We start from the raw sequence: 16,137 nt of genomic DNA, 5'->3' as shown, positions 1-16,137 counted from the left end.
TTTATTAATAATGTACTTTAATAGCAAGGTTTCCAAAGTCATCGTAAATAGAAAATGAATTCTCCATTTGGGTTTCTTTATAGACAACATTTAGTTTTTCATCATAACAACCCAAAGTATAATCACCACCATATACTTCATAATTACGATCTAAATATGGGTTAAAACGACATACCTTAACTCTTGGATATCGATAAGGTAATACTTCATATTCCATTGCAAAGAACTCTCGCTTCACTTCACCTGTAAGTTCATCACTTGTAAGTCTAGTAAATACATTTTTAATTGAACGTGTTGAAGAAAAAGTGAAAAGAGATTTTAATTGTTTTGAGAAGTTTTCAGTACCAGGACGGTAAACAGGACGGTTGCAATATTTTAGAGAGTCATCATATGACTTTGTCTCCATATTGAACTCCTTAAGAATACAATTAATAGGAGTTGCCAAGGTCAATGATGTTCCACGCCTTCCATGCATAAATCGACGATAAGTCTTATCTTCTGAAATAGCATCGTGAACTAAGCCTAGGACTTCACCTGAGCGAGTATCCACAACAGCTGCCCCCATTGCCTCATTCTTTAAGTTACAATTCTTCATTGCTACAACTGAAGAATCATAATTATTTCCAGGGAAAATGACATTATCGGTCGTCTTACGACAATTGTATCTCATACGTCGAAGCTGATAACCTGAGTTTCCAAGATTCTTTCTAACATACCAAAGCTGATAATAATGAAAGTCTCTCATCTTACTATCTGATACTGGTGTAAGCTCACCTTCTAAAGAAGGAGTTAACTCTACAACTGAGAATTCACCGTTAAATGTTTTCTTCTTATCAATTTTCGTATTGTGATCTTCAATGCTCTTACACTTAAGGATCTCACCAGAGATAGTCTTTGCAGCAATCTGCTCACAACTCGCCTTAGCAAGACAGTGACTTGGTACAATCATATGGTTCTTATTTGCTAGATACCCTGTACAATATAGAGGAAAGTCAGATGCGCTATTAATAGAGAGTACGAACGAGTCCGAACACTGGCCATCTTCAAAGCAAGTGAAATTAACTTTCGTCGAAGCCTCTAGCCTCGATTCTTGTTTTTGAATATTTGGTTTTGATTGACTCTCGCCTTTAGGAGCTCCACATGAGATCACTAGAAAAACAAGGGCCAATACAAGTGTTGCGTTCTTAAGCAAAGTCTCTCTCCAAAAACTTTATTTAACACTACGTAATAGCATAATAGTTCTTATCAAATATAGTATTGTAAATTATTCAAGAATCCTCGACTCAACGTGGCATTTTCGACGAAATTAACTTATTCTTGTTAAATATGATTATTGTTAGTGCGTGCTTGGCCGGCAAGAAATGTCGATACGATGGAGAGCACAAGGAAATTCAAGATGTTACAGAACTCGTTGCTCAGGGCAAGGCCATTGCGGTATGTCCAGAAGAGCTAGGAGGACTACCTACGCCTAGGCCACCTGCTGAGAATGTAGACGGTAAACTCATCACAATTGATGGAAAAGATGTCACCTTAAATTATGAGAAGGGAGCACAAATGGCACTAGAGATCGCACTTGAAAACTCATGCACGCAGGCTTTATTAAAGTCGAAATCTCCAATGTGTGGCCTTGGAAAAATCTATGACGGATCATTTAAGGGTCAATTAACAGATGGTGACGGTGAATTCACAAAGCTCTTAAAAGAAAATGGCGTTCAAGTTAAGTCCTGTAACTAATTTCATCTTTTCACACCTACTCAAAAAATCTAACTTCAACTGCTTTAATTCGGTATAAATATAGCGCTCGAAAAATAATTTCTAAGGAGTAGAAATGAATGATCTTGAAATGAAGCTATTATTAGCAAAGAATCTACAAGGAAGAATGAAGCATATCACTGACCAACTAATTCACTTAAAAGACTACCCTGAACAATGGTCAGATTTTAAAGAAATTATTAATATGAAAATTAATCATGTAATCAATGACTCCATTACTCTTGGTAGTGAAAAAGCGGCCCATTATATGGCCCTACTTCAAAATCAACTAAATGATGAATTCTGTAATGAAACAATTGATATAATTCGAGAACAATTTGATGAAGTTTTAAAGGCCCTAGATGCATATGGGCCAGAGATTTTGATTAATAACCCTACTCAAGTAAATTTTGCTCATTAAATAAATATGCCCCGCATTCGCGGGGCTATCCTTTTGCAGTATTTATTGTGGTTGGTTTAATTAACCAATTAGTTTTAGAGCTGCAGCACCTTGAGAATTAGACTGAGCAAGAACTGAAGTACCAGCGTTAACAAGGATGTCACTCTTTGCTTTCTTAGCTGTTTCTGCTGCATAGTCAGTATCTCTGATACGTGAGTTTGCTGCACTTAAGTTCTCAGTACTAATTTGTAGGTTGTTGATTGTAGAGTTTAGTCTGTTCTGCTTAGCACCTAGCTCTGCTCTTTGTCCTGCGATATTTTCAATTGCAGAGTCAAGATTTGCTAAAGCTGCTTGAGCACCTTCTTTTGAACCAACTTCTAAATCAGCTACACCTAGCGCTTCAAGACCAGAACTTAGTACGTTTGTATCGAACTGAATTCTATCTTGGAAATCATCATTATTAATACCGATTTGGATATCATACTTATCACCGTTTCCAGTTAGAAGTTTCTTTCCGTTAAATTCAGTAACTTCAGAAATTCTTTGGATCTCTTGCTTAAGGTTTTGATACTCAAGATCAGTAAATTGTCTCTCAGTGTCACCTACTGTGTCCGACGCTGATTGAACAGATAGTTCTCTTAGTCTTACTAAGATGTTTGATACTTCATTCAGACCACCTTCTGCAATCTGAATCATTGAAATACCGTCATTTGCGTTTCTCTCAGCTTGTTTACTAGATCTAACCTGACTCTTTAATTTCTCAGAAATTGCTAAACCTGCAGCATCGTCTGCTGAACGTACAATTCTTGTACCAGATGAAAGCTTTTCTAAAGATTTTTGTTGAGTTGAATTCGATTGACCTAACGCTCTTTGAGCTGATAGAGACGATACATTTGTGTTAATACGCATACCCATTGTGATACCTCCGTGATCTACATACTCCCCGTACTCAGGGTTGTCCCGACCATTGGAACAATGAGCATACTGCTCTTGTGAATTATTAAATTTCAATTAAGTCATTTGACCTAACATAAAGCTTCTCGGAGGTAAAAACTAAAGCTTTAGAAAAAATTAAAAATAATTTAAAATATTTTACATATATGTTCATAAATAAAATTCATAAATAGCCGATAATAGAAACCATGGAAGAGGGAAAACCACTAATCTTTCTGCATCCTTTAACTAAGAGTGTGCAGGCACTTAAAGAGACAATCGAGCAAAATGCCGAAAATGACGGTATTGAAATCTATGATGTCGAAAATCCAGAGGAATATAATCAACTCGTCCCTACTATTGGCCAATCCCTCACGATCGCCTGCCAACCGAAGAAATGTGCTCAATGTATTCAACCTTTAAAAAGGTTCATATTTAAGAATAATGTAAAGATACTCCTTATTAATAGTAAGAATATTCCACCAAAGACCCTTGATAAGTTTAGAAAGATTGGTCTTACAGAGTATATCCAAGAGCCTGTTCCACCTAAGACTCTTCTTTATAAAATCAACTTAATCCTGCGCTCCCTTAAGAAGCAAGATGATGGCGATGAAATGGAATACCATTCTAAGGAAGAGAAGAAAACATTTAGCGATGATGATCAATATGAAGATAAAGCCGATGCCCAAAAATTTGGTGATGCTGGCCACCTAAAAGGTAAAGTTAACAAAAACAATCACCTCAAAGATGGTAAAGATGTTTTTGATGATGATAGAAATGTTGGTTCACAATGGGAAGAGACACAAGAAGATCCATATAAGAACTCAAAAGAATATAGCGCTGAGCAGGCCATTAATTCAAAAACAGCAGGCAGGCTAGAGGGCGAAATTCACAATGAAAAGCAACATTCCAATAAAGATGATATTCAATTTGATGATGATCTTTATGGACAAGACCAAGATAAAAAGAATGCAACAAATAAGGCCGACCAACTAGGTGGTAACCTTCAAGGCAAGCTAGGATCAGAATCTGAGGCATCAGAAGAAGATGATGATGAATTTGATGAGGATCTTTTTAAAAGCTTAGAAGGTGTTAGAAAAAGCTCTTATAAAGAAGAGGATAAAGGTGGCGCACTTCGTGGAGATGTCTCACCTACAATGGAAGATTCAAGAGATCAAGAGGACGAAGAAGATCTCTTTGCAGCTCTTGACTCGGCGACAAAAAAGTCTTCCTCTAGCAATCAAGATCAAGGTGGACATTACAAAGGTAATACCACTAATGGAATTGATGATATAAATGAAGAAGATGAAGAGGATCTCTTTGCAGCTCTTGATTCAGCTTCAAAAAAGTCTTCCTCAAGCAATCAAGATCAAGGTGGACATTATAAGGGACAAACTTCAAGTGGCCTAGACGATATCGAAGATGAAGAAGATGAAGAAGATCTCTTTGCTGCACTAGACTCAGTCTCAAAAGGCAAGCAAACACAGCAAAAGGATCAGGGCGGACATTATAAAGGCCAAACTACTCCAACGATGGATGAGATTGAAGAAGAAGACAAAGAAGAAGACCTCTTTGCATCATTGGATGCCGTAAAAAGTGGAGCTAAAAGAAAAGAAAATGATCTTGGTGGTCATTATCAGGGCGATATTGGTCCAGAAATAGACGATATAAATGAAGAAAATGATGATGAAGAAGACCTATTTGCTTCTTTGGATGCACACAAGAAGGGAGCATCATCAAAAAGACCAAGTCAAGGCAGTCCTGACAATGAAATGATTGATAACGAAAAGGGCCTTGAAAGAGATCTTGCCGAAAATAACGATGCCAAGCAAAGAGATGAAGACCTCTTTGAATCATTAGCACAACATGGGAAGAGAAAACCTGTTCAAAGAGATGAAAAGCAAAAGAAAAAGTCTGATGATGGAGAGGATGATAATCAAGATGAAGACCAAGCAGAAGGCGGCTCGATTCAATATGAGAAAAAGGGTGATCTAGGTGAACAGACTATCGATTATCGCAACCTTGATAAACAGCCAGAATACAGTGGTGGAACGAAAGAAAAATTAGAAATAAAAGTAACAGATGCCCCTGAGCAAAATAACAAAGAAAAAGACCAAGGCTATGACCAAAAGAGTGAAGAAGAAATTGATTACGACCTAAGTAATGCATTAAAAAAACTTCAAGAACAGGATCAAGCTCCAGGTTATGATTATAGCAAAAGGCCATCAAATAATAACAATGCAAATAATCAAGATCATCAACTAAAAGTTAATCAATACTCAAGTAATACAAAAGAAGATCAGCAAGCCGCTGACTCCGAGTCGGCCATTGAAGAAGCAAAAGATCAAAAAGAGTTAGAAGAGGCCCTTAACTCCATAATTATTCCTGAACCAAAGGATATGGACTTTCTCATTCGTGCCACAGATATGCTCATTGATGGTGATGAGATAAAACAGATGACCTCAGATTATATTAATGAATTCTGTGATGGAACCCTCATTGTTTATAACCTGCAAAATGAATGTATTATGGGTAGTGAACAGGGGCCAGATAATTTTGAAGCAGTGAAGAATATATTAAAAATAAAGAGAAAACCAAGTTGGAATGATGACACATTCCAAGCTGAAACACTTTACTATCACTGCCCTATTATTGAGAATACAAATTATAGTTACTTCACAGTATTTTTCACCACAAGAGAAGAGATCGAAAAATCAGAAGATACCCCTAAAAGGATAGAGATTTGTCTTGAGGCCTTAAAAGGAAGTTATAAAAGTGGTGAAGATCGTATGACAACGAAGATAGCTTCATCTAATAAGTCTGCTGCATCAAGTTTAAAAAACTCAGTAGGAAGCCTCTTTAAAGGAATATTTGGTAAAGGACGAACATGATTGCCTATTTCTATATAAAGCTTAAATCGCTTAAAGACATTCGCACTTTCCCTTTTACTCTCTATGTCTATAAAGAGAAAGAGAATCTTTACACAGAATACTTAAAAGCAAACACACCTTTAACTCAAGATAGTTATAACCTATTAAAGTATATTGAAGATAACAAGACAGGAAAAATCGCAATCAAGCTTTCACAACGAATGACTTATCTTGCAACAGTTGGAGAATTAAGTGAGTATACTCCACAAGAGGCAAATCAAATTCGTGAAAAGATCAACATCTTAAAAGAGCATGAAAAAGCGGTTGAAACAAATCAAAAAGAAGCAAGATCAAGACTACCTCTTCGCAGTGTCTTAACAAAAGCAATCGATCAGGACGACTTCCTACCAATTATCTTAAGGGCGCAAAAAGAGATATCAACATTTCCTGTAAACTTATCTCATACTATCTCTCTTGCAAGACACTTTGCCATGACCCATCTTGATAAGGACAATCTTACAAATCGAATTGTGGCACTGAGCTTCTTCTTTGCAAAGAAACTTGGAATTGAAGACTATAAAAAGCAAGCCGATTTAATCTGTGCTTCTTTTCTAGCAAATATTGGACTTACAAGTATCTCTCCAAATATCATCCATGAGAGCTTTGAAGAAGTAACAAGCGATCAACGAGAACAATATTATAAGCATGTGAAAGTATCTCGTATGCTTATAGAAAAATCAGGTGTTCAATTATCAGAAGAGTGTAAGGCAATTATTGATCACCATCATGAAAAACATGATGGTAGCGGAATGCCTGGACAAATTTCTCAAGCTGGACTTAGCCTTGAAAGTGAAATCCTAGAATTTATTTCTCATATTCTAGAGTTTAGCACAGGATTAATTAACGGAGAAAAATCACCTCTAAGCAGCGTTGTATATATGGTTGATGCTCAAGCTGGAGTTGGTGGTCTCAATACAAACTACAGTGACAAGATAAAGCCTCACATCACTAGCGTACTAAGCCTTTAATTGAAACTACCATACGGCAATGTATTTCGCCCTTCCCACGTATGCAAGTTTGCTTGAACTTTTGGCAAGTGCTCATCTTTATTATTCTTTGGATCTAAGACTTCAATTTTTGCAAAAGTAAGTTGGGTATTCCCTCCACCTTTACCAAAGTCTAGATTGTACATTCTAGTCCAGGTTCCAGTATTTATGAAAGTTTTACCATTAGTATAAGTGCGACAAATTGGCTCATGTGTATGGCCAACAATCAATACATCCGTATCTTTTGCATCTTGTAGATATTCAAAAGTTAATTCTTCGTAATCCTGAAAGAGGTGTAATTCTTTCATGAAAAGCTTTAACCAATCACCAAAGTTATTACTTATTTTAAAAAGATAGATTGAGCGAACCATTATAAAGTAAATGGTATTGGCCAACATGAATCGCAGAGTGAAGAAAGTATCATAAATAAGTCCATTAATAAGAAACTTATTAATTGGGCGAACTGCATTTACATGATCTCGTTCTTCTTTAAACTTATTTATCACTCGTGTTACATAGTAAGAGCCCCAAGGCGGATTAAAGTATTTCTTTCCGTCCTTATCCTCTATAATGCAACTTTCCTCTTCAAAAGTATGAGCAATTTCGTACTCGTGGCCATGTCTTAGTACAACACGATCAGTAGGACGATATTCATCATTTAGCTCTCTTATGACAAAGCGATCTCGTACTTCTTTATCAAAACAATTGAGAACCATCTCTTTTAAAGAATCAAAAACTAACTCCGCATCATGATTACCAATAATAAATGTAACCTTTTTATTCTTTACTTTTAAGAAGTCGTTAAGGGCCTGCATCACCTCTTTATGTGCATCTAGAATCAGCTGTAATTTCTTCTTCGATGATTCCTCAGACCAGAACTCATCATCAAATACTTGCACATAAGGAACTGCTAAAAGGTCAAAAAAGTCTCCGTTAATAATCAACTCGACATCTTTACTGGCATACTCATCACTGCTGAAGTATTCGAGAAAATCAACTAACTCTTCATCATAGTGAAAGTCTTCGAGATAATTTCTAATACCATTTACATACTCTCCTGCGCCAAGATGGACATCAGAGATTATGATTATGGTCTTCTTTGAGTTACTCTTGCGAAGGAATCTCATATGCGGACTTTCCTATATTTAACACGACTCTTTGAAAAGAAGGGTCTAGTGGAACAAAGTAGAATTTATTCTTTGTATTAAAATCAAACTCAATACTCATTTCAGCGTCTGGCTTAATCGTGACAAATTTTAGATTCTTATCATTGTCATCGACAAACTTCCCTCTAATTGTTGAAAGGGTACGATTTTTAATAACAACTGCAACACGAGAGCCCCTCTTTTTTACCGGAGAGATAACTTTATAATAACTAGGCATAGCTGTTACTAAAAAAGCCTCAGACTTTTCCATTCTCTGTTGCGCATATGAGTTCATATGCCATGAGATCAGACATGCAAAAGCTAGAGTAAAAAACTTAAGAAATTTAGTTTTTGTCATACTTATATTGTAACTATTTAATAATTTGTTGGTCCTTATTGGCAAAGCTTACCTAGTTCACTCAGAATAAGCTAAATTCTTGGGCCAACTTCAATGTTGACGAAAAGATATTCATGATAAGTACACTAAAGAAAACATTTACAAAGAATCAAGAGACTAACCCAAGCTTTAAGGTCAACTTCTCAGACCCGGCCCATCACTGGATTAATCAGAATCCAAGAATCAAAAGATTCTTTGAGGACGTCATTTCACAATTGAGTGAAGAAGAAAAAGACAGCTTGGCCACTTATGGGGAACTTGTCTTTTTAGAAAGTCAGGGCATGCACTCTAGCGTTATTCCATCACATGGAGATAAGACATTTGTACTTGTCTATCCACAGTTAAAAAAAGCAATTCTAACAGCAGATAATGAAGAAGCCTATGCAATCATATTTCATGAATTAGGACATCTCTACTATCGTCATTTCACAATGAGATTACATGCAAATGAAATGACAAAGCAAATTGAAGCAGATGACTTTGCTATTAGACATGGATTTGGAAAGGGTCTATTTAACTTCTTAATGAAAATGCCTATTAGTCATGAAGTTAGCCAAAGACTAGAAATGATTCGTTTAAGAACTTAATTTCATCACGAATTTTAGCAGCATCTTCAAAGCGGAGGTCTTTTGAGGCCTCTTTCATCTCAATTTTAAGCTCAGCAATACGCTTTTTAATCTCATCAGGAGACATGGTAACGTCTTTAGGACCGCTCTTTTTCCCCTTCTTTTTACCACCACGTAAAGTTTCAATTACTCCACCTGAAACTTCCTTAAGAATCGTTTGCGGAGTTATGCCGTGATCTTCATTATATTGCATTTGAATAGCTCGACGACGTTTCGTCTCACCGATTGCTCGCTCCATAGACTTCGTTGTTTGATATGCATACATAAGAACTTTACCATCACTATTTCTAGCGGCCCGTCCAATAGTCTGAACAAGGGAGCGCTCAGATCTCAAGAAGCCTTCCTTATCAGCATCCAAAATGGCCACTAATGAGACCTCTGGAATATCAAGACCTTCTCTTAGGAGATTGATTCCCACAAGAACATCAAACTCACCAAGGCGAAGATCGCGAATGATCTCTACTCTTTCAATCGTATCAATATCACTATGAAGGTATTTCACCTTAATTCCACTACCATGGTAGAAATTAGTTAACTCTTCTGCCAACTTCTTTGTAAGAGTTGTCACAAGAACTCGCTGGCCTTTTTCAATAATGCGCCTTACCTCAACTAAGAGGTCATCAACTTGATTAGTTGCATCCCTAACCTCAATAATCGGATCAAGAAGTCCTGTTGGCCTAATAATTTGCTCAACAAACTCTCCATGAGTCCGCTCTAATTCGTAATTACCAGGGGTAGCAGAAACATAAAGGACATCATCGAGCTTTCCTTTAAACTCCTCAAAATTTAAAGGACGATTATCTAATGCTGAAGGTAGGCGAAAACCGTAATCGACGAGATTCATTTTACGGGCCCTATCTCCGCGATACATCCCACCGACTTGTGGAATAGTTATATGTGATTCATCAATAATCATTAAGAAGTCTTTCTTAAAGAAATCAATAAGTGTTGGTGGAGGATCACCTGGTTTACTCCCCGTCATATGACGAGAATAATTCTCAATACCAGAACAAAAGCCCATCTCTTCAAGCATTTCAATATCAAGTAGAGTTCTTTGTTCAAGGCGTTGCCTTTCAACTAATTTATTTTGTTTCTCTAACTCTTGTAGGCGCTCTCTTAACTCAACTTTAATAGTCTCAAGAGCACCATCCATTTTCTCCTCACCAACAACATAGTGAGACTTTGGATAAATTGTAACCTTACTAAGGTTATGAAGTTTTGTTCCCCTAAGTGGGTCAACAATTGTTATACTTTCGACCTCATCATCAAAGAATTCAATGCGAACAACATTCGAATCCTCATGAGCAGGAAAGACTTCAACAATATCCCCTCTTACGCGAAAACACCCACGAACAAAGTCGATATCATTTCTTTCGTATTGAATAGCAACTAAAGACTTTAGAAAATCATCGCGGTCTTTCTCATCACCAACAAAGAGAGTCTCCCTCATACTCGCATACTCATCAGGAGAACCAATACCGTAAATGCAACTAACCGAAGAGATTATGATGACATCATCTCTTTCTAAGAGAGAGCGAGTTGCAGAGTGGCGAAGCTTGTCGATCTCATCATTAACAGATGAGTCCTTTTCTATATAGGTATCACTTCCCGGAACATAAGCTTCAGGTTGATAGTAATCGTAATACGAAACAAAGTACTCCACAGCATTATCGGGAAAGAATTCTCTAAACTCGGCATAAAGTTGTGCCGCAAGTGTCTTATTATGTGCCAAAATTAAGGTCTTTTTTCCAAGCTTTTGAATCACATTGGCCATGGTAAATGTTTTACCAGAACCGGTAACGCCCAATAGAGTTTGCTCTTTTTCTCCAGAAGAGAGTTTTTCCACAATAGTCTTGATGGCCTCTGGTTGATCCCCACAAGGTTCAAATTTTGACTGTAAATTAAAGGTCTTATCACTCATATCGAGATTGTATCCTATTAGATTAAAAGATAACAATTATTATCTGAGCTATAAATATGTTACATTATTAACTAAATTGATCATTTTTTAATTAGGGATAAAAAATGAAAAAAGGTGAACTACAAAGGGCAAAGATCATTGATATTGCCATAGGTCAGATCGCTGAAAAAGGCATCGCTGCGACCTCATTTCAAAAAATTGCCGATACTCTAGGTATTAGCCAGTCTGGTGTCTTTCATTATTTTAAGAATAAGACCGAGCTCTTTCTTGGGGTTTTGGAAAGTATTCTTGAAAGACGTACTGAATTAATAAATCAATTAATCACACCAACTGATGATAGTATTGGCCGTATACGCAAGCACTGCCAAGCTAGTCTGACCTGGCTAATTGATAGGCCCAGTGAAGCTAAAATCATCCTCTACTTATATCAACAATCTTCCACTAATTCTGTCGTTCTACCATTTGGAGAGAAGGTCATCCTCAATGGAAGAAATCGATTAGAGGACTTAATTGTTGAAGGACAAGCTGAAGGTAGCATCTCACCAAAAGTTGATGCTAAGCTTTGGGGACGACTACTACACGAATTTTTGACAGGCTCATTAATGCAAACAATTTGCCTATATGAAAATTGTCTACTTCCTAAGGAAGTTCAAGAATTTGATATTAGATTAAATGAATTATTAGATTGCCTAAAGGCTTAAGCAATTGTGAGGCCAAAAATAAATAAAGCGTTTGCAAGTTACCCCACAAACGCTTATTTCACACACACAACACAAGAGAATAAGTTCAAAAAAGAATTTCGAACTTAAAGCTGTTATTCAAAACAGCTCTCAATTTGATTTTTTATTTCAGTTTTCTCAGAACCATTCTTGATTGAGATCTCTTGAACAATTAAGTCTCTACACTGCTCAAGCATTTTCTTCTCACCAAATGAAAGATTCTTCTTATTCTTAAGTAAGAATAAAGATCTTAGGACATCTGCGATTTCTAAAAGTGAACCAGTTTTCACTTTTTCCATATAGTCTCTATAACGACGATTCCAAGTTGAGTTATCAACTTTTACATCGTGATCATTTAGAAGTTGATAAACTTCATTGATCTCGCTGTCGTCAACAAGCACTCTAATTCCATCTTTAGAATTGGTAGGAACCATGACAGTCATTCCGTTTGCTACAACCTTAATGATGTAGAACGAAAGCTTGTGCTCTCCTACTTCGCGCTCTTCGATGTCCACAATCTGACCAACACCGTGTCCTGGGCAAACTGCGTAATCACCAATGTTAAACATTTCTACCTCCATGGGTATTTCTCTCACTCAGTTATACTACGACGCGCCATGACTCTCAATGCAGCTTGTAAGATTTACACATGGGGTATGATTTTTAGACGGAAGGTTGTAGAAATGCGGGCCAAAAAAAAGCCCCTCAATAAGAGGGGCTTAATTCGATAAATATATCTGTAATTTCAATTAGTTAACTAATTAGAAACGTGGGCAAATTTCATCTTTTTCGAAGAAATAAGCAAGTTCTCTTTCAGCAGAAGCAAGAGAATCAGAACCGTGAACAGCGTTCTCACCGATAGATTTAGCATATAGCTTTCTAAGAGTGTTTTCAGCAGCTTCAGCTGGGTTAGTCGCACCCATGATTTCTCTATTTCTTTCAACTGCATTTTCACCTTCTAGGCACATAAGAACAACTGGTGCAGAAGTCATGAAAGCAACAAGTTCACCAAAGAATGGTCTGTCTTTGTGCTCAATATAGAAACCTTCAGCTTTCTCTTTTGAAAGGTGAGCAAGTTTAAGAGCAGCGATTCTTAGACCTTCTTCTTCAAATCTCTTAATGATGTTACCAATGTTGTTATCAAGTAGTGCATTTGGCTTAATGATACTAAAAGTTCTTTCCATTTTAATCTCCTTAAAATTATCTTGCGGAAAAATTCCCTAAATTCTTTTAATTAAAGGTTCTTTAAAACCTTCTCCATTGTTTCACCAAGTTCAGCTGGAGAACGTGAAACTGTTACGCCACATTCTTCAAGAATTCTAAACTTAGCTTCTGCAGTATCGTCACCACCAGAGATGATTGCACCTGCGTGCCCCATTCTCTTACCTGGAGGCGCTGAAGCACCTGCGATAAATGATACAACTGGCTTACTCATATTCTTTTGAATCCATCGACCAGCATCTGTTTCAGCAGAACCACCGATCTCACCAATCATAATAACAGCATCAGTATCTGGATCTTTTTCAAATAGCTCTAGTACGTCAATGAAGTTTGTTCCGTTAACAGGGTCACCACCGATACCAACACAAGTTGATTGTCCGATGTCTCTTTGAGTTAACTGATAAACAGCTTCATAAGTAAGAGTTCCTGAACGTGAGATAACACCAACACGACCTGGCATGTGGATGTGACCTGGCATAATTCCGATCTTACACTCACCTGGAGTGATAACACCTGGACAGTTAGGACCAATTAGTCTTGATTTTGAACCTTCAAGAGCGGCCTTAACCTTTACCATATCAAGGATAGGAATCCCTTCAGTAATTGCAATAATAAGTGGCATCTCAGCATCAATCGCTTCTAGGATTGAGTCAGCTGCAAACGGAGGTGGAACCATAATCATGGCCGCATTTGCTTCCGTCTTATCCATTGCTTCTTTAATAGTATTAAAAACAGGGAAACCTTCATGAACTGTTCCACCTTTACCTGGAGTTACACCACCAACAAAGTTAGTTCCGTAATCTCTTGATTGTAGTGAGTGAAAAGTTCCTTGCTTACCTGTAAAACCAACAGTGATTAATTTTGTATCACGATTAATAAGAATGGCCATTACGCCTCCCCTTTTGTCGCTTCAACAGCTTTCTTCGCTGCATCTGCTAAATCTTCAGCTGCAATAATTGCAAGATCTGATTCATTTAAAATTTTCTTACCAAGAGCTACGTTTGTCCCTTCAAGACGAACAACTAATGGTACTGTTAAATCAAGTTCCTTAGCGGCTGCAACAACACCTTCAGCGATGATGTCACACTTCATAATTCCACCAAAAATATTAACTAGAATAGCTTTTACATTCTCATCTTGAAGGATAAGAGAGAAAGCTTTCTGAACAGTTTCTTTTGTCGCTGATCCACCAACATCTAGGAAGTTAGCTGGTTCACCACCGTGAAGCTTAATGATGTCCATTGTACCCATTGCAAGACCTGCACCGTTTACTAGACAACCAATATTTCCATCAAGTTCAATATAAGCTGCACCAAATTCACTTGCTGCTAACTCTTTTTCACTTTCTTCAGTTGGATCTCTTAGCTCTTGAATTTCAGGGTGTCTGAAAAGAGCATTAGAATCAAAGTTAAGCTTTGCATCTAGTGCTAAGATATCACCTTGCTTAGTTTTTACTAATGGGTTGATCTCTGCAATTGAGCAATCGTACTTCATATATAGATCGTAAAGACCTTTAAAGAATTGACCTGCTTCCTTTACTTCTTCCTTAGTCTTAAGACCAATTCCGTAAGCTAGCTTTCTTGCAACAAATGGAGTGAATCCAGCTGCTGGGTCAATTGCTACTTTAATGATTTTTTCAGGAGTCTTATGAGCAACTTCCTCAATCTCAACTCCACCTTCTTCAGAGGCCATCATTGTAACTTTACCAGTTGCACGGTCTAGAACAACACCAGCATAGTACTCGTGCTCGATGTCACATCCTTCTTCGATGAAAAGAGTGTGAACTTTCTTTCCTTCTGGACCTGTTTGGTGAGTTACAAGAGTCTTACCTAGAATATCGTCAGCGTGTAAGCGAACTTCATCTAATGACTTTGCAAGCTTTACACCACCTGCTTTACCACGCCCACCAGCGTGAATTTGAGCTTTTACTACCCAAATATTTCCACCTAATTTTTCTGCCGCAGCAACAGCCTCATCAACAGTCTTTGCTACTTCACCTCTAAGAACCTTCAGGCCCATGTCTCTCATTAAACCCTTGGCCTGGTACTCATGTACGTTCATTAAAACTCCTAAGTTTTCGTGTATGAAATATTCATGATTTTACTGGCTTATAATAGTGGTCATCTCTATAACTTTCTAGGTGAGTCGTGTCATTTTTGCCAAGTTTTTTGTCATTCAACTGATTAATGGGCAATTCATGGACTTATTCACAAAATAACGCTTAACGTCTTGTAGCAATTTCCGATTTTTCGCACAATTAGCTCATGGAAAACATACTAATAAGCCCAGGTAAATTTAGGCTCGACGGCGGGGCCATGTTTGGAATCATCCCAAAACCATTATGGAACAAGGTTCACCCTGCAGATGAATACAATCGCATCGACCTCGATCTAAGGCTTTGGATCATTAAAGACCAAGACAGAATTATTATTACAGATACTGGTATTGGTGATTACCACGGAGAGAAGTTCGACCAACAATTCGATGTTCGCCAAGAACAATCTCCTCTCGTAAAGGCCTTAGCAGACAAAGGGATAAAACCTGAAGATGTAACAGATCTTGTTATCTCGCATCTTCACTTCGATCATGTCGGTGGTATGGTCTATAAAGATGGCGACAACTTTAAACCAGTCCTACCAAATGTAACGATCCACCTACATCGAGAACATTGGCAATATGCCCTTAATCCAACATTAAGAGACAGCGGCTCATTTCATAAGAAGTACTTTAAAGATATTATCGAGGAATTTGATAAAGCGGGACGCGTCCACTGGCTTACTGGAAAAGAGGGTGAGATACTCAAACTATCAAATGATACATTAAGATTTAAATGCTCTTACGGACACACACCTCACCTCGTGCATCCTTATACAAGTGAGTATATCTACTTGGCAGACCTGATCCCAACTTCAAATCACGTCCATGTACCATGGGTAATGGGCTATGATATCGCTCCAGGTCAAACGACAGTGGATAAGATGGAATTCTTAAAGATGATCATTGAAAAGGATCTAACAGTAATCTTTGAGCACGACCCGAAGTATGCAAGTGCAAAAGTCACGCAAAATGAGCGCGGAAAATATATCTGTAAAGATCTACAGTGACCT

16 protein-coding genes are annotated in these 16,137 nt (G+C 37.5%); 7 read left to right on the top strand and 9 right to left on the bottom strand.

Going from position 1 to position 16,137, the window contains the following annotated elements:
• Positions 1–4: 4 nt before the first annotated feature.
• Positions 5–1,192 (bottom strand): hypothetical protein, encoded by a 1,188-nt coding sequence (locus ACMAZI_RS06595; protein WP_412473519.1) that lies wholly within the window; start codon positions 1,190–1,192, stop codon positions 5–7.
• A 134-nt stretch (positions 1,193–1,326) separates the two neighbouring features.
• Here ACMAZI_RS06595 and ACMAZI_RS06590 point away from each other — a divergent pair, with 134 nt between their 5' ends.
• Together ACMAZI_RS06590 and ACMAZI_RS06585 are read left to right on the top strand one after the other, a co-directional pair.
• Positions 1,327–1,734: a DUF523 domain-containing protein gene (locus ACMAZI_RS06590; RefSeq protein WP_115363429.1), complete on the top strand. Its 408-nt coding sequence runs from the start codon at positions 1,327–1,329 to the stop codon at positions 1,732–1,734.
• Positions 1,735–1,828: 94 nt separating this feature from the next.
• On the top strand, positions 1,829–2,173 hold the full coding sequence (locus ACMAZI_RS06585; RefSeq protein WP_115363430.1) for a hypothetical protein: 345 nt from the start codon (positions 1,829–1,831) through the stop codon (positions 2,171–2,173).
• Between the two features lie 60 nt (positions 2,174–2,233).
• Here ACMAZI_RS06585 and ACMAZI_RS06580 read toward each other — a convergent pair whose 3' ends face one another.
• A complete protein-coding gene (locus tag ACMAZI_RS06580; protein ID WP_115363432.1) occupies positions 2,234–3,067 on the bottom strand; it encodes a flagellin in 834 nt (277 codons plus the stop codon).
• A gap of 227 nt (positions 3,068–3,294) precedes the next feature.
• On the opposite strand from ACMAZI_RS06580, the gene ACMAZI_RS06575 reads away from it, so the two are divergent.
• Positions 3,295–5,976: a hypothetical protein gene (locus ACMAZI_RS06575; RefSeq protein ID WP_412473520.1), complete on the top strand. Its 2,682-nt coding sequence runs from the start codon at positions 3,295–3,297 to the stop codon at positions 5,974–5,976.
• On the top strand, positions 5,973–6,983 hold the full coding sequence (locus ACMAZI_RS06570; protein WP_334678343.1) for an HD domain-containing phosphohydrolase: 1,011 nt from the start codon (positions 5,973–5,975) through the stop codon (positions 6,981–6,983). The genes ACMAZI_RS06575 and ACMAZI_RS06570 overlap by 4 nt, the downstream gene beginning before the upstream one ends.
• On the opposite strand, the gene ACMAZI_RS06565 is transcribed toward ACMAZI_RS06570, so the two are convergent.
• Both ACMAZI_RS06565 and ACMAZI_RS06560 read right to left on the bottom strand, forming a co-directional pair.
• The gene (locus ACMAZI_RS06565; RefSeq protein WP_115363438.1) at positions 6,980–8,128 is read right to left on the bottom strand and encodes a metallophosphoesterase; all 1,149 of its coding nucleotides are present in this window, start codon (positions 8,126–8,128) and stop codon (positions 6,980–6,982) included. The two genes, ACMAZI_RS06570 and ACMAZI_RS06565, sit on opposite strands and share 4 nt — an antisense overlap.
• A complete protein-coding gene (locus ACMAZI_RS06560) occupies positions 8,106–8,504 on the bottom strand; it encodes a hypothetical protein (RefSeq protein WP_115363440.1) in 399 nt (132 codons plus the stop codon). The genes ACMAZI_RS06565 and ACMAZI_RS06560 overlap by 23 nt, the downstream gene beginning before the upstream one ends.
• A gap of 113 nt (positions 8,505–8,617) precedes the next feature.
• Between ACMAZI_RS06560 and ACMAZI_RS06555 the strand changes: the two genes are divergently transcribed.
• Complete coding sequence (locus tag ACMAZI_RS06555) at positions 8,618–9,130, top strand: hypothetical protein (RefSeq protein WP_120405051.1); 513 nt, start codon at positions 8,618–8,620, stop codon at positions 9,128–9,130.
• Here the strand turns inward: ACMAZI_RS06555 and uvrB are convergent.
• The gene (uvrB, locus tag ACMAZI_RS06550; protein ID WP_115363444.1) at positions 9,093–11,090 is read right to left on the bottom strand and encodes an excinuclease ABC subunit UvrB; all 1,998 of its coding nucleotides are present in this window, start codon (positions 11,088–11,090) and stop codon (positions 9,093–9,095) included. The two genes, ACMAZI_RS06555 and uvrB, sit on opposite strands and share 38 nt — an antisense overlap.
• 104 nt (positions 11,091–11,194) lie before the next feature.
• Between uvrB and ACMAZI_RS06545 the strand changes: the two genes are divergently transcribed.
• The gene (locus tag ACMAZI_RS06545; protein ID WP_120405053.1) at positions 11,195–11,791 is read left to right on the top strand and encodes a TetR/AcrR family transcriptional regulator; all 597 of its coding nucleotides are present in this window, start codon (positions 11,195–11,197) and stop codon (positions 11,789–11,791) included.
• 113 nt (positions 11,792–11,904) lie between these two features.
• On the opposite strand, the gene ACMAZI_RS06540 is transcribed toward ACMAZI_RS06545, so the two are convergent.
• The 4 genes from ACMAZI_RS06540 to sucC form a co-directional block, all read right to left on the bottom strand.
• Positions 11,905–12,378 carry a CarD family transcriptional regulator gene (locus ACMAZI_RS06540; protein WP_233500278.1) on the bottom strand — a complete coding sequence of 158 codons (474 nt, stop codon included), beginning with the start codon at positions 12,376–12,378 and terminating at the stop codon, positions 11,905–11,907.
• A 192-nt stretch (positions 12,379–12,570) separates the two neighbouring features.
• Positions 12,571–12,999, bottom strand: coding sequence for a nucleoside-diphosphate kinase (gene ndk / locus ACMAZI_RS06535; protein WP_115363450.1), 429 nt, complete (start codon positions 12,997–12,999; stop codon positions 12,571–12,573).
• A gap of 44 nt (positions 13,000–13,043) precedes the next feature.
• Complete coding sequence (sucD, locus tag ACMAZI_RS06530; RefSeq protein WP_115363452.1) at positions 13,044–13,919, bottom strand: succinate--CoA ligase subunit alpha; 876 nt, start codon at positions 13,917–13,919, stop codon at positions 13,044–13,046.
• Positions 13,919–15,091 (bottom strand): ADP-forming succinate--CoA ligase subunit beta, encoded by a 1,173-nt coding sequence (gene sucC, locus ACMAZI_RS06525; protein WP_115363454.1) that lies wholly within the window; start codon positions 15,089–15,091, stop codon positions 13,919–13,921. Before sucC ends, sucD begins: the two co-directional genes overlap by 1 nt.
• 203 nt (positions 15,092–15,294) lie before the next feature.
• On the opposite strand from sucC, the gene ACMAZI_RS06520 reads away from it, so the two are divergent.
• Positions 15,295–16,134 (top strand): MBL fold metallo-hydrolase, encoded by an 840-nt coding sequence (locus ACMAZI_RS06520; RefSeq protein WP_115363455.1) that lies wholly within the window; start codon positions 15,295–15,297, stop codon positions 16,132–16,134.
• Positions 16,135–16,137 lie beyond the last annotated feature (3 nt).

This window comes from Halobacteriovorax sp. YZS-3-1, from assembly GCF_047084945.1.
GTDB lineage: Bacteria > Bdellovibrionota > Bacteriovoracia > Bacteriovoracales > Bacteriovoracaceae > Halobacteriovorax_A > Halobacteriovorax_A vibrionivorans.
Note: the sequence above shows the minus strand (reverse complement) of the source record. Positions and strands in the feature narration are given on the sequence as shown.